Source organism: Pseudomonas capeferrum (genome assembly GCF_013523055.1).
Classification (GTDB): Bacteria; Pseudomonadota; Gammaproteobacteria; order Pseudomonadales; family Pseudomonadaceae; genus Aquipseudomonas; species Aquipseudomonas capeferrum_A.
Genome location: NZ_JAAMQM010000006.1, coordinates 51,243 through 75,680, shown reverse-complemented (window position 1 = coordinate 75,680; position 24,438 = coordinate 51,243). Strand labels below are relative to the sequence as shown.

Below are 24,438 nucleotides of genomic sequence, written 5' to 3'. Positions count from 1 at the left end.
GAAGCTCCCTTTCTGTTTCTAGTTATCACCCCGGCCTCGTGGGCTGGGGTGTCGTGCGATGACGCGGGTGTTGCAGGGCTTGCCACGGGTTCGCCGGGCAAATCCGGGCTGCACGAGGGCGCGGGAGTGGGTTGCACTCCCGGCTTCACGAGGCAGGATCAGTCGCGGCTGACGCCGGAAAAGTCGTTGCGTCCGAAGGGGCTGACCTTGAAGTCGCGCACCTGGGTACTGATGGGCTGGTTGACGGTGGAGTGAGCCACGGGAGTGATCGGCACCTGCTGCTTGAGGCGGTGCTGGGCCTCCTGGTAGAGCGCGGTGCGCTGCGCCGGGTCGGTAAGCGTCTTGGCCTTTTTCACCAGGGCGTCGTAGAGCGGGTCGCACCACTGCGCATAGTTGTTGCTGCCGATGGCGTCGCAGTTGTAGAGCGTGCCCAGCCAGTTGTCCGGGTCGCCGTTGTCGCCGGTCCAGCCCATGAGCGCGACGTCGTGCTCGCCGTTCTTCAGACGCTTGAGGTGTTCCCCCCACTCGTAGCTGACGATGCGTACTTTCAAGCCGATCCTGGACCAGTCGGCCTGGAGCATTTGCGCCATCAGCTTGGCGTTGGGGTTGTAGGGACGCTGTACCGGCATTGCCCACAGGTCGATCTCGGTGCCGGGCGCGACGCCAGCGGCCCGCAGCAGTTCGCGGGCCTTGTCGGGGTCGTAGGCCGCGTCCTTGATGCTGTCGTCGTAGGACCATTGGGTGGGCGGCATGGCGTTGCTCGCCAGTTGGCCGGAGTCCTGGTAGACCGCCTGGACGATCGCCTGCTTGTTGACGGCCATGTCCATGGCCTGGCGCACCTGCAACTGGTCGAAGGGGGCGTGGCGGGTGTTGTAGGCGATGTAGCCGAGGTTGAAGCCAGGCTGCTGCAGTACCCGCAGGTTGGGGTCTGCCTTGAGCGAGGGAAGATCCGCTGGACGAGGGTGCAGGGTGACCTGGCATTCGCCTCGGCGCAGCTTCTGGATGCGCACCGATGGATCGAGGTTGATCGAGAAGATCAGGTTGTCGAGCTTGACCTCTTCGGGCGCCCAATAACGCGGATTGCCCTTGTAGCGGATCTGCGCGTCCTTCTGGTAACGCTGGAAGATGAAAGGCCCCGTGCCTATGGGCTTCTGGTTGATATCGCTGGCACGCCCGCCGGCCATCAGCGCTTCGGCATACTCGGCCGAAAGGATCGAGGCGAAGCTCATGGCAAGGTTCTGGATGAAAGCGGCATCGACGCTGTTGAGGGTGAAGACCACGGTCAGCGGGTCGGTCTTCTCGACGCGGGCAATGTTCTTGTCCAGGCTCATGCTGACGAAGTAGGGAAATTCGGTGGGGTAGGCCTGGCGGAACGGGTGATCCCTGTCGAGCATGCGCTGGAAAGTGAACAATACGTCGTCGGCGTTGAAGTCACGGCTGGGCGTGAAGGATGCGTTGGCGTGGAAACCGACACCCTTGCGCAGGTGGAAGGTATAGCGCAGGCCGTCATCGGACACTTTCCAGTCAGTCGCCAGTCCAGGCTGCACGGCGGTGCCGCCACGCTGGAACTCGACCAGGCGGTTGTAGATCGGCTCGGCGGCGTCGTTGTCGGTGGCGCTGGTGAACTGTGCGGTATCGAAGCCGGCGGGGCTGCCTTCCGAGCAGAACACCAGGTTGCCGGCCAGGCTGGTGGGTGCCTGGATCAGCAAACCCAGGTACAGCAGGGCGCAGGGCAGGGTGGGATGGCGCATGAGAGGTCCTTTTCTTTTTGCGGTAGCGATGCGTGAACGGACGAATCGCGGCAACAGTTGCCCGGTCCTGACGTTACGAGCGTCAGGACGGCGTGGGTAGATTCCAAAGGCGCTTCGAAGCGGGGGAAGACGCTGACAGACGCCAGGAAATTTCCTGCCGCGCCTGTCAGGTCCGTGTTCGATCGATCCGCCCCGCGCTTGCATCCTTGCGAGCGGGGCGGATCAGTTGCTCATTTCCCTACGCTGACGCCGTAGAAGGAGTTCAAGCCGAACGGGCTGATCTTGAAGTCCTTCACGGAGGCACTCATGGGTTGGTAGACCGTGGAATGGGCGATGGGCGTCATCGGCACCTGTTCCTTGAGAATGTGCTGCGCCTGTTTGTACAACTCGATGCGCTTGGCCTGATCGGAGGTGGCCTTGGCTTGCTTGACCAGGTCGTCGAAGGGCTTGTGGCACCACTTGGAGAAGTTGTTGCCGGCGAGCGCGTCGCAGCCGAACAGGGTTCCCAGCCAATTGTCCGGGTCGCCGTTGTCGCCGCTCCAGCCGATGATCATGGCGCCGTTCTCGCCGCCCTTGGAGCGCTTGATGTATTCGCCCCATTCATAGCTGACGATCTTGGCCTTGATGCCGACCTTCGCCCAATCGGCCTGCAGCATCTCGGCCATCAGCTTGGCGTTGGGGTTGTAGGGGCGTTGCACAGGCATGGCCCACAGGGTGATCTCGGTGCCTTCCTTGACGCCGGCTTCCTTGAGCAAGGCCTTGGCCTTTTCCGGATCGTAGGCGGCGTCCTTGATAGTGGTGTCATAGGACCATTGCGTGGGCGGCATGGCGTTGACCGCCAACTGGCCCGCGCCCTGGTACACCGAGGCGATGATCTGCTGCTTGTTCACCGCCATGTCCAGCGCTTGGCGTACCTTGAGCTGTGCCATCGGATTGGGCGCATCGCTGCCCTTGATCTTGTCCATCACGTTGTAGGCGACATAGCCGAGGTTGTACCCGGCCTGCTCCGGCATCCGCAGCTTGGTGTCCTTTTTCAGCGGTTCGATATCGGCCGGCCTTGGGAACAGGGTGACCTGGCACTCGTTCTTCTTCAGTTTCTGCATGCGTACCGAGGCATCGGTGCTGATGGCGAAGATCAGGTTGTCGATCTTCACGTCTTCGGGTTTCCAGTAGTCCTTGTTGCCCTTGAAGCGGATCTGCGCGTCCTTCTGGTACTTGCTGAACACGAACGGGCCGGTGCCGATGGGCTTCTGGTTGATGTCGGTCGCCTTGCCCTGCTCGAGCAGTTGCTCGGCGTACTCGGCGGACTGGATCGAAGCGAAGCTCATGGCCAGGTTCTGGATGAACGCGGCGTCGACCTGGTTGAGCGTGAAGCGCACGGTGAGCGCGTCGAGCTTTTCGATACCGGCGATGTTCTTGTCCATGCCCATGTCGGTGAAATACGGGAACTCGGTGGGGTAGACCTTGCGGAAAGGATGGTCCTTGTCGAGCATCCGGTTGAAGGTGAACAACACGTCGTCGGCGTTGAATGGCCGGCTGGGCTTGAAATAGTCGGTGGTGTGGAACTTGACGCCTTCACGCAAGTGGAAGGTGTAGGTCAGGCCGTCGTCGGAGACATCCCAGGAGGTCGCCAGCCCTGGAATGACGGTCGTACCGCCGCGCTCGAACTGGGTCAGGCGGTTGAAGACCGTCTCTGCGGAAGCGTCGAAGTCGGTGCCGGTGGTGTACTGCCCCGGATCGAATCCTGCCGGGCTGCCCTCGGAGCAGAACACCAGGTTGGATGCACCGAAGGCGGAAGATGCGCTGGCAAGCAAGCCTGCGCCGACCAGCAACGGAATGACGGCATGTTTGAGCATGGTGGCCTCATTGTTGTCATTTTCGGGTGAGGGCGGCCTCGTGAGCCGACTGACGCATACTTATGCAGCCAGGATTGGCTTTGCAACCATGCAGAGGATAGTTGGCGCCAAAAGTGTGGCACGACCGTACATCAATGTCGCATCCATGTAAGTTTTGGCGAAATTTGGCGATTTTTGGCTGTTTTTTAGCGGATTTTACGAAATATTTTAAGAAGATAAAGAAAGGAGGGAAGCTGCTGATGCGCTTGTAGGAATCTTCACTACAGGTTGCAGGCTGCAAGAAAACCAGGGGACAGCAGACGTTTTACGCATGCTTCTTGCAGCCTGCGGTGCCTCAAGGCGTAGTGATTTCGATGACGCCATCGGCATTGATGCTGACTTCGCTGGTACCGGCTTCGATGTCCGGCGTGGCGCTGGCCTCGTCAGCCGAGCCCATCGCTTTCATCGCCATCGGCGCGCTGCGCAGGTACGGGCGTGGGTAGCCGCTGCTGTTGAGGTTGAGGTTGACGACCTTGTAACCGGTTCCGCCCATGGCTTCGGTCGCGAGTTGCGCGCGGGCCTTGAAGGCATTCACGGCCTCCTTGAGCAGTTCATCCTCGCTGGCCTTGCGGGTGGCCGGCGCGATGGAGAAGTCCATGCCGCCCATCTTCAGGTCTTGCAGCAGTTCACCGGTAAGCTTGGACAGGGCAGGGAAGTCGGCACTTTCCAGGCGCACTTCGGCGCGCTCGCGCCAGCCGGTGATCTTCTGCCCCTTGCTGTCGTAGACCGGGTAGCTGTTGCGGCTGCCCTGGCTGATCTTCACGTCCTTGACCTGGCGGGCCTGCTGCATGGCCTTGTTCATGGTATCGGTGACTTCCTTGGCGAGCTTGCCCGGATCGGTGTTCTGGGCTTCGCTGTACAGGGTCACGACCATCAGATCGCGAGCGACTTCCTTGCTGACTTCGGCACGCAGCGAGATCTGGTTGTAGCGCGGCTCGTCGGCAGCCAGTGCCGGCAAGCTGGCGAGCAGACCGCAAGAGAGCGCCAGGGCAGCGCCGCGACGGTTGATTTGCATGTATGACTCCTTGGCTGTGGGGGCGTGGAAAAGACCATCGTTGCCACGCATGGCCCATCTGACCGGAAACAGGGTAGCCGGTTCACGATCGGCCCCCATCGGCCTGTGAGAAACTGTGGCGCTTTGCCGCATCGCCGCTGCGTGGCCGCCAGCTTCGGTATACTCCAGCCGATTTTCTGGAGCACTCATCAGGAGAGCTCATGCTCGCCGCCGAACATCCGTTGTCCGCTACTCGCCAGAACCTCTGGCGCCTGACCTTCATTCGCATCCTGGTACTCGCTGCCCAGGCCGGCTCCGTGGCTGTCGCCTACTGGACCGAGCTGCTGCCGCTGCCCTGGCTGTCCCTGGCGTTGACCCTGGTGCTGTCGTCGCTGCTGTGCGCCTTCACGGCCTTGCGCCTGCGTCTTTCGCTGCCCGTGACCGAGATGGAATACGCGCTGCAGCTGGCCTGCGACCTGCTCATCCACAGCGCCCTGCTGTATTACTCGGGAGGCTCGACCAACCCGTTCGTTTCCTACTACCTGGTGCCCTTGGCGATTGCCGCGGTGACCTTGCCCTGGATCTACTCGCTGGCGCTCTCGGGCCTGGCGCTGGCGGCCTACAGCATGCTGCTGGTGCAGTTCTATCCGCTGGAAACCTTGCCCATGGCGCGGGACAAGATGCAGGTCTACGGCATGTGGCTGAGTATTGCCCTGGCGGCTGCCGTGATCACCTTCTTCGCGGCGCGCATGGCCGAGGAGCTGCGCCGCCAGGAGCAATTGCGCGCCGAGCGCCGTGAAGACAGCCTGCGCGACGAGCAATTGCTGGCCGTCGCGACCCAGGCCGCGGGCGCGGCTCATGAGCTGGGGACCCCGCTGGCGACCATGAGCGTATTGATCAACGAAATGCGCCAGGACCATACCGATCCGCAGTTGCAGGAAGACCTGGCCGTGCTGCAGGACCAAGTCAAGCTGTGCAAGCAGACGTTGCAGCAACTGGTCCGGGCGGCCGAAGCCAACCGGCGCATGAATCTGGAGACTCAGGAGGTCACGGCCTGGGTCGATGAGGCGCTGGACCGCTGGCACCTGATGCGCCCCGAGACAAGCTACCGCTTCCAGCGTCTGGGGCTGGGCCCGGCACCGAGCCTGGCACCTCCTCCAGACCTGACCCAGGCCTTGCTCAATCTGCTGAACAACGCTGCCGATGCCTGCCCGGACGATCTGGAGATCAGCCTGGACTGGGACGTTCAGGACATCGTCATCGCCATCCGCGATCACGGCCCGGGCGTGCCGGTAGCGATTGCCGAATCGATCGGCAAACCCTTCTTTACCACCAAGGGCAAGGGCTTCGGCCTGGGCCTGTTCCTGAGCAAGGCCAGCGTAACGCGTGCAGGCGGCTCGGTGAAACTCTATAGTCATGAGCAGGGTGGCACCCTGACCGAATTGCGCCTGCCCCATGGCACGCGAGGAGATGAACGATGAGCGAAGAAATCCAGGTCGAGAGCGAAGAGCTGCCGCATCTGTTGCTGGTGGACGATGACGCCACCTTTACCCGTGTCATGGCCCGCGCCATGAGTCGTCGCGGCTTCCGGGTCAGTACCGCGGGCTCTGCCGAGGAAGGCTATGCGCTGGCCAAGCAGGACCTGCCTGACTACGCCACGTTGGACCTGAAGATGGAAGGCGACTCGGGGCTGGTCCTGCTGCCCAAGTTGCTCGAGCTGGATCCGGAGATGCGCGTGCTGATCCTGACCGGTTATTCGAGCATCGCCACTGCGGTGGAAGCGATCAAGCGCGGCGCCTGCAATTACCTGTGCAAGCCGGCCGATGCCGACGATGTGCTCGCGGCCCTGTTGTCCGAGCACGCCGATCTGGACAGCCTGGTGCCCGAGAACCCCATGTCGGTGGATCGCCTGCAGTGGGAGCATATCCAGCGCGTCCTGGCCGAGCACGACGGCAACATCTCCGCCACCGCCCGCGCCCTGGGCATGCACCGCCGTACCTTGCAGCGCAAGTTGCAGAAGCGGCCGGTCAGGCGCTGACAGAGTCTGGAAGGGGCCAGCCGCGCCACGAGTTCGTATAGGCTGAGGTGTATGTCGCTGGTTTCCAGTCTTCCAGATCAAAGGCCGCCTGCGTGGCGCATCGTGGGTGGCCCGGCGTCCGGCAAGCCAAATGCCGGTCAGTCAAGGAAAGCCATCCGATCTTCGAGGCAAGACTCGTTGTGTGGCTGCTGGCCTCATCGCGGGGCAAGCCCGCTCGCCACCGATGCGCGGCGCAGCAAGAACAGGCCCCCGGCGGCGAGCGGGTTTGTCCCGCGATGAGGCTGCAGGCTTCACAGAAGATTTCGGAAATTGAAAGATAAGTCTCAGCCTATGGCGCTCGACCTCGAGAACAGCGGAAATCACCTGACATACCCGCGGCAACCATCACACAATCCCCCAACCCCCCACCACTGGCGTATCATTGCCCCCTCCCTGACGGCCATCCCCGGGACCGCTTTCAATGCTCGCCCTTCTTATCCAGACGCTGAATATCACGGCTCCTGTCTTCGCCATGCTGTTCATGGGCGTGCTTCTCAAGCGCATCCGCCTGATCGACGATAACTTCATCCACATCGCCTCATCCCTGGTGTTCAACGTCTGCATGCCTGCGCTGCTGTTCCTGGGCATCTATCATGCAGACCTGTCGACGGCGGTCAAACCTGGCGTCATCCTGTATTTCACCCTGGCGACCGTGCTGGGCTTCGCCATGGCCTGGGGCTTCGCGATCTGGCGTTGTCCGCCGCAAGATCGCGGCATCTATACCCAGGGCAGCTTCCGTGGCAACAACGGCGTCATAGGCCTGGCCCTGGCGGCCAGCCTCTACGGTGACTACGGTATCTCGCTGGGCGCCGTCCTGGCCGGCCTGGTGATCCTGCTCTACAACTCCCTGTCGGCGGTGGTCCTGGCGGTCTATAGCCCCGACCTCAAGTCAGACCCCTTGAGCATCGCCAAGAACATCTTCACCAATCCGCTGATCATCAGCGTGCTGGCCGCCGCGCCCATGGCCTACGGCCAGGTGCCGCTGCCCAACTGGCTGCTGACTTCCGGCGATTACCTGGCGCAGATGTCCCTGCCACTGGCGCTGATCTGCATCGGTGGGACCCTGTCGCTCGCCGCCCTGCGCGACAGCGGTCGCCTGGCTGTCAGCGCCAGCCTGGTGAAGATGATCTGGCTGCCCCTGATTGGCACGCTCGGAGGCTGGCTCTGCGGCTTTCGCGGAGCGGAGCTGGGTATCATCTTCCTCTACATCGGCAGCCCTACCGCGGCGGCCAGTTATGTCATGGCTCGCGCGGCTAACGGCAACCACGAACTGGCTGCATCGATCATCGTGATCACCACGCTGGCAGCGGCGATCACCACCAATATCGGAATCTTCTTCTTGCAGTGGGGCGGATGGATCTAGATCCTGACCGCAAACAACACTGCCTCCTGAACTAAGGACACTTCATGCAAGACCAGAGCACGCCCGAGCGGTTGCAGCGCGGGCTGAAAAATCGCCATATCCAGTTGATCGCACTGGGCGGAGCCATCGGTACCGGGCTGTTCCTGGGGATCGCCCAGACCATCCAGCTGGCGGGTCCTTCCGTCCTGCTCGGCTATGCCGTTGCCGGCATGATGGCCTTCTTCATCATGCGCCAGCTTGGTGAAATGGTGGTCGAAGAGCCGGTCGCCGGCAGTTTCAGCCATTTCGCCCACCGCTACTGGAGCGAGTTCGCCGGCTTCGTGTCGGGCTGGAATTACTGGGTGGTGTATGTGCTGGTGGGCATGGCCGAACTGTCGGCCGTGGGTATCTATGTGCAGTACTGGTGGCCGGAATTTCCCACCTGGGCCACGGCAGCGATCTTCTTCGTCGCGATCAACGCCTTGAACCTCAGCCAGGTCAAGGTGTACGGAGAGATGGAGTTCTGGTTCGCGCTGGTCAAGGTGGTCGCTATCGTCGGCATGATCGGTTTCGGTGCATGGCTGTTGGCCAGTGGCACGGGCGGGCCTGATGCCAGCGTCGCCAATCTTTGGCAATACGGTGGCTTCTTCCCCAATGGCATCACTGGCCTGGTCATGGCACTGGCGGTGATCATGTTCTCCTTCGGCGGACTGGAGCTGGTCGGCATCACCGCCGCCGAGGCCGACGATCCGCGCCGGAGCATCCCCAAGGCCACGAATCAGGTGGTCTACCGTATCCTGATCTTCTACATCGGTGCCTTGGCCGTGCTGCTTGCGCTCTATCCCTGGCAGAAAGTGGTGCAGGGCGGCAGCCCGTTCGTGATGATCTTCCATGAGCTGGACAGCAATCTGGTCGCGACCGTACTCAATGTCGTCGTGCTCACGGCGGCCCTGTCGGTATACAACAGCTGCGTCTACTGCAACAGTCGCATGCTGTTCGGTCTGGCCAGCCAGGGCGACGCGCCGCGTCAGTTGCTCAAGGTCAACCGCAAGGGCGTGCCGCTGCTGGCTTTGGCCGTCTCCGCGGTGGCCACGGGCCTGTGCGTGCTGATCAACTACCTGATGCCGGGCGAGGCCTTCGGGCTGTTGATGGCCCTGGCGGTGTCGGCGCTGGTGATCAACTGGGCAAGTATCAGCATCACCCACCTGAAGTTCCGTCGCGCCAAGCAGGCCGCTGGCGAGAGGCCGTTCTACAAGAGCTGGGGTCATCCCGTGACCAACTACCTCTGCCTGGCCTTTATCGTGTTGATCCTGGTAGTGATGTACCTCACGCCCTCGATCCGTATCTCGGTGATCTTCATCCCGTTCTGGATTGCGGCGCTGGGTGTGGCGTTCTGGCTGAAGAAACGCACGCGTGCGGTCGCGCTCGACCGCTGAGCATGGAGCTGACAGCGGGTTGCCCCGGCACTGGGAGCGATCCGCTGTTCGCGCGTGACCCTAGTGCTGGCGTCGCCAGGCGCGCACCGTCGTGTACAGCAGGGCGATCCCCAGTATTGGCAACACATACGAGAGCATGACCCCTTCCAGTCTTTCGGCCAGTGCCATGCCGGTGGTGAAGGTCACGATGTGCAGGCCGTAGGCCAGGTACAGGAAGAGAAAGACTAGGCCTTCGGCGCGGGTGATCCGATAGCCGGAATAGAACACCGGCAGACACAGCACCGCGACGCCGAGCATGATCGGCAGGTCGAAATCCAGTGCGTTGGGCGAGATCGACAGGGGTTGCGGCGTGACCACGGCGGTAAACCCGAGCACGGCCAGGAGGTTGAACAGGTTGCTGCCGATCACCGTGCCGACCGCGATTTCCCGCTCACCGCGCAGGGCGGCGATCAGCGCGGCCGCCAGCTCCGGCAACGATGTGCACACCGCGACCACCGTAAGGCCGATGATGCGCTCGGACAGTCCGAGATCGGTGGCGACTTCGACTGCAGCCTCCAGTACCAAGTGCCCGGCCAGGCTGAGCAGCGCCAGGCCGATCAGAATCTGTGTGACGGCAACCACCCAGAAGCGCCTGGGCGTGACGCTTGCGGGCGCGGGCGCAGGGTAGGTGCGGGCATGGTGGCGCGACTGGTGCCAGAGGACAGCCAGGTAACCGATCAGTCCCACCAGCAGAAGCACACCCTCAAGTCGGCCCAGATACCCATTGAGGGCCAGCAGGTAGACCAGTGCGCTGGCGATGATCATCAGCGGAATGTCCAAGCGGACCAGTTGCCAGGAAACCCGCAGCGGAATGAGCAGCGCAGCCAGGCCGAGGATGACCAGGATATTGAAGATGTTGCTGCCGATCACGCTGCCTACGGCCACGTCTGGCGCGCCCAGGTAGGCCGCTTGCAGGCTCACGGTCAGTTGCGGCGCGGTACTGCCGAAAGCCACCAGGCTCAGGCCGATGATCAAGGGCCGCACATGCAGCCGATGGGCCAGGCGCAGGGCGGTGCGCACCAATAGTTCCGCTCCCCCTATCAGCAACAGCAGGCCGACGCCAAGTTGCAGAAGGCTGAAAGTGGGAAGGGTGGCGAGGTCGAAAATGGTCTCTGCTCCTCAGGTCAATCGTCCAGACCTTGTACCCGCACGCGCGCCGTTCCGCTACGCAGCATGCCGATTTTTTCCGCGGCGCCGCGTGACAAGTCGATGAGCCGGCTTCGGCCGTGAGGCCCGCGGTCGTTGATACGAACCACGACGCTACGCTGATTGCGCGTGTTGGTCACCCTCACTCGGCTGCCGAATGGCAGGCTTCGGTGGGCGGCGGTCAGGCCGTTCTGGTTGAAACGTTCGCCGCTGGCGGTGCGCTTGCCTTGATGGCGTGCGCCATACCATGAAGCGAGGCCCGACTTGTCGTACCCATGCGGATCGACATCATGGCTGGCGCAGCCGGCCACCTGGGCGAGAAATACAGACGCGCAAAGGAGACGCCACTTCACGTCGGTTACTCCTGTAGAAAAGGTCTCGAGGCGCACGTGGCTCGACCTGACGATGAAAGTGCCAGGCCCGACGATTTCGTCGGGCCTGGCGCCAGTACGGCCCCGTCATGGCCAGGCGCGCCGCAGCGGTGCGCTTCGGACGATCAGCCTTCGAGCTTGGCCTTGAGCAACTGGTTCACCTGCTGCGGGTTGGCCTTGCCCTTGGACGCCTTCATCGCCTGGCCGACGAAGAAGCCGAACATCTTGCCGCGCTTGGCCTCGTCGGCGGCGCGGTACTGTTCGACCTGCTCGGCGTTGGCGGCCAGCATGTCGTCGAGCATGGTCTCGATCGCGCCCGTGTCGGTGACCTGCTTCAGGCCCCGGCTGTCGATGATGCTGTCGGCATCGCCTTCGCCGGCCGCCATGGCCTCGAACACGGTCTTGGCGATCTTGCCGCTGATGGTGTTGTCGCGGATGCGCAGCAGCATGCCACCGAGCTGCTCGGCGGTGACCGGCGCCTGGTCGATTTCCACGCCCAGCTTGTTCAGCAGGCTACCCAGCTCGACCATGACCCAGTTGGCCGCCAGCTTGGCATCGCCACCGATGGCGACGACCTTCTCGAAGTAGTCGGCCTGTTCGCGGCTCGTGGCCAGGACGTTGGCGTCGTATGGCGACAAGCCATACTGCACCTGGAAACGCTCGACCTTCTGCTGCGGCAGTTCCGGCAGGCTGGCACGGGTGGACTCGAGGAACGCGTCCTCGATGATCACCGGCAGCAGGTCCGGGTCGGGGAAGTAACGGTAGTCGTTGGCTTCCTCCTTGCTACGCATCGAGCGGGTCTCGTCCTTGTTGGGATCGTACAGGCGGGTTTCCTGGATGACCCTGCCGCCGTCCTCGATGAGGTCGATCTGGCGCTGGATTTCGCTGTTGATGGCGCGCTCGATGAAGCGGAACGAGTTGACGTTCTTGATCTCGCAGCGGGTGCCGAACTCTGCCTGGCCCTTCGGGCGGATCGAGACGTTGCAGTCGCAGCGCAACGAACCTTCGGCCATGTTGCCGTCACAGATGCCCAGGTAGCGCACCAGGGCGTGGATGGTCTTGACGTAGGCCACCGCTTCCTTGGCGCTGCGCATGTCCGGCTCGGACACGATCTCCAGCAGCGGCGTGCCGGCACGGTTCAGGTCGATGCCGGTGGCACCGGTGAAGTCTTCGTGCAGGCTCTTGCCGGCGTCTTCCTCCAAGTGCGCGCGGGTGACGCCCACGCGCTTGATGGTGCCGTCTTCCAGGGCGATGTCCAGGTAGCCCTTGCCGACGATCGGCAGCTCCATCTGGCTGATCTGGTAGCCCTTGGGCAGGTCGGGGTAGAAGTAGTTCTTGCGGGCGAAGACGTTGCGCTGGCCTATTTCGGCGTTGATGGCCAGGCCGAACATGCAGGCCATGCGCACCGCTTCCTGGTTGAGCACCGGCAGCACGCCCGGCATGCCCAAATCGATCAGGCTCGCCTGGGTGTTCGGCTCGGAGCCGAAGGTGGTGGAGCTGCCGGAGAAGATCTTCGACTGGGTGGCGAGCTGGGTATGAATCTCCAGCCCGATCACAACTTCCCATTGCATGTGTGAATTCCTCAGAAGCCGTTGGGGGCGCGGGTGTGCCAGTCAGTCACTTGCTGATAGCGATGCGCGACGTTGAGCAGGCGGCCTTCCTGGAAGTAAGGAGCGAGCAACTGCACGCCGACCGGCAAGCCTTCGACGAAACCGGCCGGCATCGACAGGCCCGGCAGGCCTGCGAGGTTGGCGGTGATGGTGTAGACGTCTTCCAGGTAGGCGGCGACCGGGTCGCTGCTCTTGGCGCCCAGCTTCCAGGCCGGGTTCGGCGTGGTAGGGCCGAGGATCAGGTCGACTTGCTCGAAGGCGGCCATGAAATCGTTCTTGATCAGGCGGCGGATCTTCTGTGCCTGCAGGTAGTAGGCATCGTAGTAGCCGGCCGACAGGGCGTAGGTGCCGACCAGGATGCGCCGCTGCACCTCGGTGCCGAAACCTTCGCCGCGGGAGCGCTTGTACAGGTCGGTCAGATCCTTGGGGTTCTCGCAGCGGTAGCCGAAGCGCACGCCATCGAAGCGCGACAGGTTGGAGGAGGCTTCCGCCGGCGCGATCACGTAGTAGGCCGGGATGGCGTGCTGCATGTTCGGCAGGCTGATTTCCTTGACCACCGCGCCGAGCTTCTCCAGCTCCTTGACGCTGGCATGCACCAGGTCGGCGATGCGCGGGTCGAGGCCAGCGCCGAAGTATTCTTTCGGCAGCCCGATACGCAGACCCTCGAGGGGCGCGTTGAGGTTGGCGCTGTAGTCCGGCACCGGCTCGTCGATGCTAGTGGAGTCCTTGGGGTCGAAGCCGGCCATGCCTTGCAGGAGCAGGGCGCAGTCTTCGGCCGTGCGGGCCATCGGGCCTCCCTGGTCCAGGCTCGAGGCGTAGGCGATCATGCCCCAGCGAGAAACCCGTCCGTAGGTCGGCTTGAGGCCGGTCAGGTTGGTCAGTGCGGCGGGTTGGCGGATCGAGCCGCCGGTATCTGTACCGGTGCTGGCGGGCAGCAGGCGCGCGGCCACCGCCGCGGCCGAACCACCGGACGAACCGCCGGGGACGTGCTCCAGGCTCCAGGGGTTCTTCACCGCGCCGTAGTAGCTGGACTCGTTGGCCGAGCCCATGGCGAATTCGTCCATGTTGGTCTTGCCCAGCGTGACCATGCCAGCATCGGCCAGGCGCGAAACCACGGTGGCGTCGTAGGGCGCCTTGAAGTTGTCGAGCATCTTCGAGCCGCAGCTGGTGCGCACGCCAGAAGTGCAGAACAGGTCCTTGTGGGCGATCGGGGCACCCAGCAGCGTACCCGTCTCGCCGGCGGCGCGACGGGTGTCGGCGGCACGGGCCTGGCTCAGGGCCAGTTCCTCGGTGACGCTGATGAAGCTGTTGATCTGCGGGTCGAGTTGCTGAATTCGCGCCAGCAGGGCGCGGGTCAGCTCTTCGGAAGAAAACGACTTGTCGGCGAGTCCGCGGGCGATCTCGGCCAGGGTCAATTGATGCATGACGGCTACTATCCCTTACTCGATGACTTTGGGAACCAGGTAGAGACCGTTTTCGGTCGCCGGGGCGATGGCCTGGTAGGCTTCGCGCTGATTGCTTTCGCTGACCTGGTCGGGACGCAAGCGTTGGCTGGCCTCCAGGGGGTGGGCGAGGGGCTCGATGCCGTTGGTATCGACGGCTTGCATCTGGTCGACCAGCCCGAGAATACTGTTCAAGGCATCGGTGTAGCGTGGCAGTTCGCCTTCATTCAGGCCCAGGCGGGCCAGATGGGCGATCTTTTCCACGTCGCAGCGTTCAAGCGCCATGGGGATCTCCAGGAGGAACAGGAGCGGAAAGGGTCCGCGATGAGGAACATGCCAGCGTTTTGGCGGTCATATGGCCGCGATCATCTGCTGGCGTGCTCGGAAAAACTGCCAATTTAACATATTGGCGCCTTGCCCAAAATCCCCGCCATTGTTAGAGTTTGCCGCACTTTTTTACCCACGCTTTGCCTAGGGTCACTTTCCCATGTTCAAGAAACTGCGTGGCATGTTTTCCAGCGATCTTTCCATCGACCTGGGTACTGCCAACACCCTTATCTACGTGCGTGAGCGCGGTATCGTCCTGAATGAGCCCTCGGTTGTTGCCATCCGTACCCACGGCAACCAGAAAAGCGTCGTCGCCGTTGGTACCGAAGCCAAACGCATGCTGGGTCGTACCCCCGGCAACATTGCTGCCATTCGTCCGATGAAGGATGGCGTGATCGCCGACTTCAGCGTTTGTGAAAAAATGTTGCAGTACTTCATCAACAAGGTACACGAAAACAGCTTTCTGCAGCCCAGCCCTCGTGTGCTGATCTGCGTTCCGTGCAAATCGACCCAGGTCGAACGTCGCGCCATCCGCGAGTCGGCGCTGGGTGCCGGTGCACGTGAAGTATTCCTGATCGAAGAGCCCATGGCGGCCGCGATCGGTGCCGGTTTGCCGGTCGAGGAAGCACGTGGTTCGATGGTCGTCGATATCGGCGGCGGTACGACCGAAATCGCCCTGATTTCCTTGAACGGCGTGGTCTACGCCGAATCCGTGCGCGTAGGCGGCGATCGCTTCGACGAAGCCATCGTCACCTATGTACGTCGCAACTACGGCAGCCTGATCGGCGAGTCGACCGCCGAGCGCATCAAGCAGGAAATCGGTACCGCCTACCCAGGTGGCGAGATCCGTGAAGTGGATGTTCGTGGTCGTAACCTGGCCGAGGGCGTCCCGCGTGCCTTCACGCTCAATTCCAACGAAGTCCTCGAAGCGCTGCAGGAATCGCTGGCGACCATCGTCCAGGCCGTCAAGAGCGCCCTGGAGCAGTCGCCTCCGGAGCTGGCTTCGGACATCGCCGAGCGTGGCCTGGTGCTGACCGGCGGCGGCGCGCTGCTGCGTGACCTGGACAAGCTGCTGGCCCAGGAAACCGGCCTGCCGGTGATCGTCGCCGAAGACCCGCTGACCTGCGTCGCTCGTGGTGGTGGCCGCGCGCTGGAGATGATGGACAAGCATGCCATGGACCTGCTTTCCAGCGAGTGACGTCAGAGGCTGTCCGTTGGTCGCCCGGTTTACAGGTAGCACGTGCAGTGCTACCTGTATGCGCTGGGCTGGCGTCCGTCGGGCGTCGTTTCCGTCAATCCGCAAGCAGGCCGGTGCGTTGTTCATGTCCAATGACCTCCTGAATCGTCGTCCACGAGGAACGGTCCATTAAACCGCTTTTCACCAAGGGCCCTTCGCTGGGCGTGCGCCTGCTCGTGCTGGTGGTGTTGTCGATCGCCCTCATGGTGGTCGATGCGCGCTTTGCCGTCCTCAAACCGGTGCGCAGCCAGATGGGGCTGGTACTGATGGAGTCGTACCTGATCACCGACCTGCCCCAGCGCCTGTGGCAAGGGGTGGCGGGGCAGTTCGGCAGCCGTACCGAGCTGATCGCCGAGAACGAGAAACTCAGGACCGAAGGCCTGCTGCTGCAGGGACGCCTGCAGAAACTCGCGGCCCTGACCGAGCAGAACGTGCGTCTGCGCGAGTTGCTCAACTCCTCGGCGCTGGTCAACGAGAAGGTCGAGGTGGCCGAGCTGATCGGCGTCGATCCCAATCCGTTCACTCATCGTATCCTGATCAACAAGGGCGAACGCGATGGGGTGTTTCTCGGCCAACCGGTGCTCGACGCCCGCGGCCTGATGGGTCAGGTGGTCGAGCTGATGCCCTATACCGCACGGGTTCTCTTGCTGACCGACACGACTCACAGTATTCCGGTACAGATCAATCGCAACGGCCTGCGCGCCATCGCCAGTGGTACCGGTAACCCGGAGCGGCTGGAGTTGCGCCATGTGGCGGACACCGCCGACGTCAAGGAAGGGGACCTGCTGGTCAGCTCGGGCATGGGCCAGCGCTTTCCTGCCGGTTACCCCGTGGCCACGGTCAATGAAGTGATTCACGACTCCGGCCAGCCGTTCGCCATCGTGCGGGCCATTCCCACGGCGGCGCTCAACCGCAGCCGCTACATGCTGCTGGTCTTCACCGACAGCCGTTCCGCCGAGCAGCGTGCCACCGACGCGGCCATGGCTCAGGAAGAAGCGGACCGTCGCGGTATTTCAGGTGCCGCCGCTCCGGTCGAGGGCCAGACACCTGCCGCGGGCCCACAGGGTACGGCGCCGACGGCTCCGGCAGGCGCCGCACCCTCCGCGCCCGTACCGGCCACGCCGGCAGGCGTGGCTCCGGCTGTACCTTCCAGGCCGACGGTCACTGCGCCCGCGATGCCACCAGCCCCCGCCGCGCCCGCTGCCACCGTCCCCGCCAGACCGGCAGCGACGCCCGTGGCGCCGGCCCAGCCTCGGAGAGAATGATGGCGAGTACTCGCAGCAAGAATGGCTGGTTTATCTGGCTGACCTTCGCGGTCGGCCTGTTGCTCAGCGTTTCCCCCATGCCGCAGTTCATGGAAGTGTTCCGGCCCATGTGGCTGGCAATGTTGCTGGCGTTCTGGAGCCTTTCGTTACCGCACAAGGTAGGGATGACCACCGCCTTTCTGCTGGGCCTGGCCGAAGACGTGCTGTACGGTACCCTGCTGGGTCAGAATGCCTTGATCCTGACCCTGATCACCTTTCTGGTGCTGTCGCTGCAACAGCGTCTGCGCATGTTCCCGATGTGGCAGCAGAGCCTGGTAATCCTGGTCATCTTCGGCATCGCCCAGTTGATCCAGCTATGGCTGAGCGCATTGACGGGCAACCGCCTGCCCACCCTGGCACTGGTCTGGTCCGCCGTGATCAGCGCCTTGCTCTGGCCCTGGATCAGCTTCGCCCTGCGCGATCTGCGCAAGCGGCTGAACATCAACTGAAGCTGCGCCACGACCGACAGGGAGATGTCCACATGATCGCGCTATACCTGGCTTCCGGATCGCCTCGCCGGCGTGAGTTGCTGACCCAGATCGGCGTGCCTTTCACCACGCTCGGCGCGCCCATCGATGAAACTCCTTTGCCCGGCGAAGCCGCGCCGGCCTATGTCGAACGCCTGGCGCGCGGCAAGGCCGAGGCCGGGCTCGCGGGCCTGGGACAGCCCGGTGTGGTGCTTGGCGCCGACACCGCCGTGGTGCTCGACGGCAAGATCCTCGGCAAGCCGCGGGACCGTGAGCAGGCGCTGGCCATGCTGGCCGAGCTCTCCAACCGTGAACATCAGGTACTGACCGCCGTGGCCCTCGGCGATGGCCAGCGCTGCGAGAGCCTGTGCGTTGCCAGCCAGGTACGCTTTCGTGCCATCGGCGCCGAGGAGGCCGCGCGCTACTGGGCCAGCGGCGAGCCGGCGGACAAGGCTGGCGGCTATGCCATCCAGGGCCTTGGCGCGGTATTCGTCATCGGCTTGCAAGGCAGTTATTCGGCGGTGGTCGGTCTGCCCCTGAGTGAAACCGCCGATCTGCTCGCGCGTTTCGGCATCGCTTGCTGGCAGCCGTCGTCGACTTTCGCAGAGGATGTGCTCCAGCAGTAGCCAGTTGCCCTTCCGCGATCCATCATTAGCGAAGACCTATGACGAGAGCCTGCCATGAGTGAAGAGATTCTGATCAACATCACCCCGATGGAATCGCGCGTGGCGGTGGTGGAGAACGGTGTCCTGCAGGAGGTGCACGTCGAGCGTACCCAGCGCCGGGGCATCGTCGGCAACATCTACAAGGGCAAGGTGGTGCGTGTTCTGCCAGGCATGCAGGCGGCGTTCATCGATATCGGCCTGGAGCGCGCCGCGTTCATCCATGCCTCGGAAATATCCCAGCGTGAAGGCTCTGCGGTGGAAAGCATCAGTGCCCTGGTGCACGAGGGCCAAAGCCTGGTCGTACAGGTCACCAAGGACCCCATCGGCACAAAAGGCGCACGTCTGACCACCCAGCTGTCGATCCCTTCGCGTTATCTGGTGTACATGCCGCGCAGCAGCCATGTCGGCATCTCCCTGAAGATCGAGGACGAGGTCGAGCGTGAGCGCCTGAAACAGGTGGTCTGCGACTGCGTCGGGCAGGATGACATCAAGGAAGCCGGTGGCTTCATTCTGCGCACCGCCGCCGAGGGCGCGCGAGCCGAGGACATCTTCCAGGACATCCGTTACCTGCGCCGTCTGTGGGAGCAGATCAGCACGCAGGTCAAGACCTGCGGCGCGCCTTCCGTCATCTACGAGGACCTCGGCCTGGCCTTGCGTACCCTGCGCGACCTGGTCAACGCCAAGATCGAGAAGATTCGCATCGACTCGCGGGAAACCTTCCAGAAGACGACCCATTTCGTCGCCGAGCTCATGCCGGAAGTGTCCGATCGGCTCGAACACTACCCTGGCGAGCGACCGATCTTCGATCTGTATGGCGTCGAAGACGAGATCCAGCGCGCGCTGGATCGCAAGGTGCCGCTCAAGTCTGGCGGTTACCTGGTCGTCGATCCGGCCGAGGCGATGACCACGATCGACGTCAACACCGGGGCCTTCGTCGGTCATCGCAACCTCGAGGAAACCATCTTCAAGACCAACCTCGAAGCGGCCACCGCGATTGCCCGGCAACTGCGCCTGCGCAATATCGGCGGCATCATCATCATCGATTTCATCGACATGGAGGATGAAGAGCACCAGCGCCAGGTCCTGCGCACGCTGGAGAAACAGCTCGAGCGGGATCATGCCAAGACCAACATCATCGGCATCACCGAGTTGGGCCTGGTGCAGATGACCCGCAAGCGCACCCGCGAAAGCCTCGAGCAGGTACTGTGCGAGCCCTGTTTCTGCTGTCAGGGGCGCGGCAAGCTGAAAACGCCCGAGACGATCTGCTACGAAATCTTCCGTGAAATTCTGCGAGTCTCTCGTGCCTATCCCGCCGAGGGCTATCGCGTGCTGGCCAACCAGAAGGTGGTGGACCGCCTGCTCGACGAAGAGTCTGGCAACGTCGCCGAACTGGTGACCTTCATCGGTAGAACCATTCGTTTCCAGGTCGAGTCCATGTATTCCCAGGAACAATACGATGTGGTGCTGCTCTGACGTGTTCTGATGACCTCTACCGGAGAGGGTGGCCGGCAAAGCGGCTTTCTTGGGCCATAGTCAGGAACTGTCGCCACGTTCGTGGCGATCGCGAGATGACGAGACATGCCTTCCATCCAGGCGCGGGCGCCGTGGCGCCTGAAGCTGCACGATCCCCTGGCGAACGACGTGGAGGGCAACAGCCTTGGAACGACTGATGCGCGTCCTTGGCGCCATGACCCGCTGGGGTCTGCTGCTCTGTGCCCTGGTGGCCGTGCTGGTGGCGGTATACGTCAGCCTTGGCCGACAGTTGGTCCCGTTGATCGCGGAGTATCGCGCCGAGGTGCAGGAGCAAGCCGAACAGGCGTTGGGCATGCCGGTGCACCTGGGTTCGCTGGAAGGTCGCTGGAGCGGGCTGTCGCCGATTCTCCGTGGCCGTGATATCCAGTTGGGCGAGGGCGCCGCTGCCTTGCGCCTGGATGACGTGAGCGTGATGCCCGACCTCTGGGGCAGCCTGCTGGCTCGAGAGGTACGCCTGTCGCGGATCCAGTTGGGCGGTCTGCAGTTGCATTTGCGCGAGGACGAGCAGGGTGCCTGGCGACTCGAAGGGCTCGCGCAGCGCGATGATGAACCTTTCGATCCGGCGCAGTTGATGCGCCGCTTGCAGCAGCTGGGACGGGTCGATGTATTCGATAGTCAGGTGACCGTGGTGCCTTGGCAGCATGATCCCATGACGATGACCTACGTCAGCGTAGGGATGGAGGGCGCTAGCTCCCGGCAGCGCCTCGACGTACGCCTGACCCTGCCCGACGGTCAGCCAGCGGCGTTTAACCTGCGAAGCCGAGCCACGGCGCAAGCCTGGCGCGATGGCCGTCTCGAGGCCTACCTGAGCCTGCCGCAAAGTGACTGGTCGCGCTGGATCCCGCCGCGCCTGCTTGGCCAGTGGCAGACGGCGCACTTGCAGGCCGGGGGTGAGTACTGGCTCGAATGGGACGACGGGCATCTGCAAAGCGCCGTGGTCCGGCTCAATGCGCCGCGCCTGGAAGGCGCCTACGCCGGGCGCGAATCGATCAGGCTCGACAATCTGGCCCTGAATGCCTGGTTCCAGCGCCGGGGCGAGGGTTTCGATGCAGTGTTCGATTCCCTGGCGTTCACGCTGGGCGAGACCCGCTGGGAATCTCACCTGCAACTCAAGCAGCAGCGTGGGGAAGACCCGACCCAGGCGTCATGGCGAGTCCAGGCCGACCGCCTGGACCTGACCCCGCTCACGCCGGTGATCAAGGCCCTGGCCCCGCTGCCGGACAAGCTCATGGCAGTGGTCGACGCGCTGAAGGTCACGGGGGCCGTGCGTAACCTGAACCTGGAAATCCGGCCCAAGGCCGAAGGTGACCAGCGTCTGCAGTTCGCCGCCAACCTGGAGCGGATCGGCTTCGATGCGTACCATGGGGCGCCGGCGGCCGGAAATGTCAGCGGCAGCATCAGCGGCGACCTGGGGCACGGTGAGCTGCGCCTGGATACCGATGCTTTCATGCTGCATCTGTACCCGATTTTCGCCAAGCCCTGGCATTACAAGCAGGCCAACGCACGTTTGACCTGGCGTCTCGACCAGGAAGGATTCACGCTGGTCGCGCCCTACCTCAAGGTCCTGGGCGAAGAAGGCAAGATCGCAGGTGACTTCCTGATTCGCCTGTTGTTCGAGGAGGGCAGGGAAGACTATATGGACCTGCGGGTCGGCCTGACCGATGGCGACGGTCGCTATACCGCCAAATACCTGCCCGAAGTCCTCAGCCCCGGGCTCGAGGAGTGGCTGCGCAGCGCTATCGTCAAAGGCACGGTGGATGAAGGCTACTTCCAGTATCAAGGTTCGCTGAACCATGGCGCGCCAGCGCATGCACGCAGTATCAGCCTGTTCTTCAAGGTCCGCGATGCCGCGCTCGACTTCCAGCCCGGCTGGCCACAGGTCCAACAGGTCGATGGCGATGTCTCCATCGACGATGCCGGGGTGCGTATCAAAGCCAGGAGCGGCCTGCTGCTCGATACCCAGGTCAGTGACGTCAACGTCGACATTCCTCATGTCGACGAAGGCCAGCACAGCCATCTGCACCTGGACGGCGCCTTCAAGGGAGGGTTGCCGGATGGGTTGAAGATCCTTCAGCAAGCGCCTATCGGTACCGCGGATATTTTCGCCGGATGGGAAGGCGAGGGCCCGTTGCACGGCAAGCTGAAGTTGGACATTCCGCTTGCCAAAGGTGAGCAGCCCAAGGTCCTGGTCGACTTCTCCACCCGGGATGCGCTGCTGAAGATCGCATCGCCCAGCCTGGAGCTCAGCCGTCTCAAGGGCGATTTCCGCTTCGATTACGACAGGGGGCTCAGTGGCAGCGATATCAACCTGCGAGCCTTCGACAGGCCGGTCAAGGCGCAGATCTTCGCCGAGGGCGCGCCGGGTCAGATGCAGACACGCATTGCCGCCAATGGTCAGATCGCTCTCAAGTCACTGACCGACTGGTTGCAGTTCAAGCAGGCATTGCCGGCGTCGGGCAACCTGCCGTATCAACTGCAGGTCAACCTGGGCAGTCGTCTCAACAACCTGACCATCGACTCGTCGCTCAAGGGCTTGGCGATCGATCTGCCAGCGCCGTTCGGCAAGTCTGCGGCAGAGGTTCGCGACAGCCGTTTCGCCATGAACCTGCAAGGCAAAGAGCGGCGCTTCGATGCGCGCTACGTCGATCTGGCGCGCCTGGCCTACGTCGCATCCGCCGATGCACTCGACAAGGGTCGCGGCGAGCTCCTGCTGGGCCCGGGCGAAGCCACGCCGCCTTCGGGGCAGGGCATCCGCGTCAGGGGGCGGCTCGAGTCATTGGACCTGGAACCCTGGCAGCGACAGATGCAACGCTTCGCCGGTGATGACCCCGGTGGCAATGCCCGTCAGATACTGCAGGGCATCGACCTGAGCATCGGCCAACTCAAGACCTCGGCCATCGAACTCAACCAGGCGGTGGTACGCCTGGAACGTGCTGGCGCGAACTGGGACTTGCGCCTGGACAGCAAGGAAGTCATCGGCAATGCGCGTATTCCCGATACCAAGTCGGCGCCAATGACCGTGAAGCTGCAGACCTTGCGCCTGCCGCCCGCCGACCCTGCCCAGGCGCAGGACGAAGATGCGCCCGATCCGCTGGCCTCGTTCGATCCGCGCACGGTTCCCGCTATCGACCTGGCCATCGACAAGCTGTATCGCGGGGACGACCTGCTCGGGCGGTGGGCCATGAAGCTGCGCCCGAACGCACGCGGTGTCGCGTTCCAGGACCTCGATCTCGATCTCAAGGGACTGCGCATCAACGGTAGCGGCGGCTGGGAAGGCGCCCCCGGCACCAGCGGCAGCTGGTACAAGGGGCGTCTGCAGGGCAATGACCTGGCGGATGTCCTCAAGGCTTGGGGCTTCGCGCCGACGGTCACCAGCCGCAGGTTCCGCCTGGACGCCGATGGCCGTTGGCCGGGCTCGCCTGCCTGGATCGGACTCAAGCGTTTTTCCGGAAGCCTCGATGCATCGCTGCGCACGGGCCAGTTCGTCGAGGTGGAGGGCGGCGCCCAGGCATTGCGGGTATTTGGCCTGCTCAATTTCAACTCGATCGGCCGCAGACTGCGCCTGGACTTCTCCGACCTACTCGGCAAAGGCCTGGCCTACGATCGGGTCAAGGGGTTGTTGGTTTCCAGTGAAGGCGTCTACGTGACCCGTGAGCCGATTACCATGACCGGGCCCTCTAGCAACTTTGAGCTCGAAGGCACGCTGGACATGGTCCGCGACCGGATAAACGCCAACCTGCAGGTCACCCTGCCGGTCACCAATAATCTGCCGCTGGCGGCGCTGCTCGTCGGGGCGCCGGCCATCGGTGGCGCTCTGTTCCTGGTGGACCAATTGATCGGTGATCGCGTCGCCCGCTACGCCAGTGTGCACTACCGGGTCGAAGGACCGTGGAAAGAGCCTAGAATCACCTTTGTGAAACCTTTCGAGAAGTCGCGCCGGGAGCAACCATGAAGTCAGCGGTCATCCAGATGGTCAGTCAGGACGATGTCCTGACCAACCTGCAACGGGCCAGGACCCTGCTGGAGCAGGCCGCCAAGGGCGGTGCGCGGCTGGCGGTGCTGCCGGAGAATTTCGCTGCCATGGGCCGTCGCGATGCCGCGGCCATCGGTCGGGCCGAGGCCCAAGGCCAGGGTCCGATCCTGCCATGGTTGAAAGACGCCGCCCGTGACCTCAACTTATGGATAGTCGCCGGTACTTTGCCGTTGCCGCCTGTGGACCAGCCGCAAGCCAAGACTCATGCCTGCTCGCTGCTGATCGACGAGCACGGCGAGGTGGTGGCGCGGTACGACAAGCTGCACCTGTTCGATGTGGACGTGGCCGACGCGCGCGGGCGTTATCGCGAATCGGATGACTACGCCCATGGCGCCCAGGTGGTAGTGGCCGATACTCCGGTAGGCCGGCTGGGGCTGAGTGTCTGTTACGACCTGCGCTTTCCCGAGCTGTACAGCGCCTTGCGCGCCGCCGGGGCCGAATTGATCAGCGCGCCGTCCGCGTTCACCGCGATCACCGGCGCGGCGCATTGGGAAGTGTTGGTTCGCGCTCGCGCGATCGAGACGCAGTGCTACGTATTGGCCGCTGCCCAGGGCGGCGTCCATCCAGGGCCCCGGGAGACCCACGGCCATACGGCGATCATCGACCCTTGGGGTCGGATCGTCGCTCAACAGGCCAGCGGCGAAGCCGTGCTGCTGGCCGATCGCGACAGCGATGAACAGGCGTCCATCAGGGCGCGAATGCCGGTGCTTTCACATCGGCGCTTTTTCTCGCAGGACGCCTTGCGTCCTGCGTACACCTCGGAGTGACT

General features: G+C 63.3%; 19 protein-coding genes. 11 read left to right on the top strand and 8 right to left on the bottom strand.

Going from position 1 to position 24,438, the window contains the following annotated elements:
- Positions 1-158: 158 nt before the first annotated feature.
- The 3 genes from G7009_RS08595 to G7009_RS08585 all read right to left on the bottom strand — a co-directional run bounded on the left by G7009_RS08595 (position 159) and on the right by G7009_RS08585 (position 4,661).
- Entirely contained in the window at positions 159-1,751 is a 1,593-nt protein-coding gene (locus G7009_RS08595; RefSeq protein WP_181129570.1) for an ABC transporter substrate-binding protein, read from the bottom strand.
- A gap of 230 nt (positions 1,752-1,981) precedes the next feature.
- Complete coding sequence (locus G7009_RS08590; protein WP_181129569.1) at positions 1,982-3,607, bottom strand: ABC transporter substrate-binding protein; 1,626 nt, start codon at positions 3,605-3,607, stop codon at positions 1,982-1,984.
- A gap of 334 nt (positions 3,608-3,941) precedes the next feature.
- The gene (locus G7009_RS08585) at positions 3,942-4,661 is read right to left on the bottom strand and encodes an SIMPL domain-containing protein (protein WP_181129568.1); all 720 of its coding nucleotides are present in this window, start codon (positions 4,659-4,661) and stop codon (positions 3,942-3,944) included.
- Between the two features lie 200 nt (positions 4,662-4,861).
- Here G7009_RS08585 and G7009_RS08580 point away from each other — a divergent pair, with 200 nt between their 5' ends.
- The 4 genes from G7009_RS08580 (at position 4,862) to G7009_RS08565 (ending at position 9,495) form a co-directional block, all read left to right on the top strand.
- Complete coding sequence (locus G7009_RS08580; RefSeq protein ID WP_181129567.1) at positions 4,862-6,121, top strand: ATP-binding protein; 1,260 nt, start codon at positions 4,862-4,864, stop codon at positions 6,119-6,121.
- On the top strand, positions 6,118-6,678 hold the full coding sequence (locus tag G7009_RS08575) for a response regulator transcription factor (RefSeq protein ID WP_181129566.1): 561 nt from the start codon (positions 6,118-6,120) through the stop codon (positions 6,676-6,678). The genes G7009_RS08580 and G7009_RS08575 overlap by 4 nt, the downstream gene beginning before the upstream one ends.
- Positions 6,679-7,138: 460 nt before the next feature.
- Positions 7,139-8,080, top strand: coding sequence for an AEC family transporter (locus G7009_RS08570; RefSeq protein WP_181129565.1), 942 nt, complete (start codon positions 7,139-7,141; stop codon positions 8,078-8,080).
- A gap of 44 nt (positions 8,081-8,124) precedes the next feature.
- On the top strand, positions 8,125-9,495 hold the full coding sequence (locus G7009_RS08565) for an amino acid permease (RefSeq protein WP_181129564.1): 1,371 nt from the start codon (positions 8,125-8,127) through the stop codon (positions 9,493-9,495).
- A gap of 60 nt (positions 9,496-9,555) precedes the next feature.
- Here the strand turns inward: G7009_RS08565 and G7009_RS08560 are convergent, their stop codons facing one another.
- From G7009_RS08560 to gatC, 5 genes are all read right to left on the bottom strand, one after another.
- Positions 9,556-10,581, bottom strand: coding sequence for a calcium/sodium antiporter (locus tag G7009_RS08560; protein WP_375139544.1), 1,026 nt, complete (start codon positions 10,579-10,581; stop codon positions 9,556-9,558).
- Positions 10,582-10,658: 77 nt separating this feature from the next.
- On the bottom strand, positions 10,659-11,033 hold the full coding sequence (locus tag G7009_RS08555; protein WP_181129563.1) for a septal ring lytic transglycosylase RlpA family protein: 375 nt from the start codon (positions 11,031-11,033) through the stop codon (positions 10,659-10,661).
- Between the two features lie 143 nt (positions 11,034-11,176).
- A complete protein-coding gene (gene gatB / locus G7009_RS08550; RefSeq protein WP_181129562.1) occupies positions 11,177-12,622 on the bottom strand; it encodes an Asp-tRNA(Asn)/Glu-tRNA(Gln) amidotransferase subunit GatB in 1,446 nt (481 codons plus the stop codon).
- Positions 12,623-12,633: 11 nt separating this feature from the next.
- Complete coding sequence (gene gatA / locus G7009_RS08545) at positions 12,634-14,085, bottom strand: Asp-tRNA(Asn)/Glu-tRNA(Gln) amidotransferase subunit GatA (RefSeq protein WP_181129561.1); 1,452 nt, start codon at positions 14,083-14,085, stop codon at positions 12,634-12,636.
- Positions 14,086-14,100: 15 nt separating this feature from the next.
- Positions 14,101-14,388 carry an Asp-tRNA(Asn)/Glu-tRNA(Gln) amidotransferase subunit GatC gene (gatC, locus tag G7009_RS08540; protein ID WP_181129560.1) on the bottom strand — a complete coding sequence of 96 codons (288 nt, stop codon included), beginning with the start codon at positions 14,386-14,388 and terminating at the stop codon, positions 14,101-14,103.
- Positions 14,389-14,590: 202 nt separating this feature from the next.
- Between gatC and mreB the strand changes: the two genes are divergently transcribed.
- The 7 genes from mreB (at position 14,591) to G7009_RS08505 (ending at position 24,436) form a co-directional block, all read left to right on the top strand.
- Positions 14,591-15,628, top strand: a complete 1,038-nt coding sequence (gene mreB, locus G7009_RS08535) for a rod shape-determining protein MreB (RefSeq protein ID WP_039575577.1) — start codon at positions 14,591-14,593, stop codon at positions 15,626-15,628.
- 203 nt (positions 15,629-15,831) lie between these two features.
- Complete coding sequence (gene mreC, locus G7009_RS08530; RefSeq protein WP_375139543.1) at positions 15,832-16,932, top strand: rod shape-determining protein MreC; 1,101 nt, start codon at positions 15,832-15,834, stop codon at positions 16,930-16,932.
- Positions 16,932-17,420 (top strand): rod shape-determining protein MreD, encoded by a 489-nt coding sequence (gene mreD / locus G7009_RS08525; protein ID WP_181129559.1) that lies wholly within the window; start codon positions 16,932-16,934, stop codon positions 17,418-17,420. The genes mreC and mreD overlap by 1 nt, the downstream gene beginning before the upstream one ends.
- Before the next feature lie 32 nt (positions 17,421-17,452).
- Positions 17,453-18,064: a Maf family protein gene (locus tag G7009_RS08520; protein ID WP_181129558.1), complete on the top strand. Its 612-nt coding sequence runs from the start codon at positions 17,453-17,455 to the stop codon at positions 18,062-18,064.
- A gap of 54 nt (positions 18,065-18,118) precedes the next feature.
- Positions 18,119-19,576: a ribonuclease G gene (gene rng, locus G7009_RS08515; RefSeq protein WP_181129557.1), complete on the top strand. Its 1,458-nt coding sequence runs from the start codon at positions 18,119-18,121 to the stop codon at positions 19,574-19,576.
- 196 nt (positions 19,577-19,772) lie between these two features.
- On the top strand, positions 19,773-23,588 hold the full coding sequence (locus tag G7009_RS08510; protein ID WP_258197892.1) for a YhdP family protein: 3,816 nt from the start codon (positions 19,773-19,775) through the stop codon (positions 23,586-23,588).
- Complete coding sequence (locus G7009_RS08505; RefSeq protein ID WP_181129556.1) at positions 23,585-24,436, top strand: carbon-nitrogen hydrolase family protein; 852 nt, start codon at positions 23,585-23,587, stop codon at positions 24,434-24,436. The genes G7009_RS08510 and G7009_RS08505 overlap by 4 nt, the downstream gene beginning before the upstream one ends.
- The last annotated feature ends 2 nt before the right edge of the window (positions 24,437-24,438 follow it).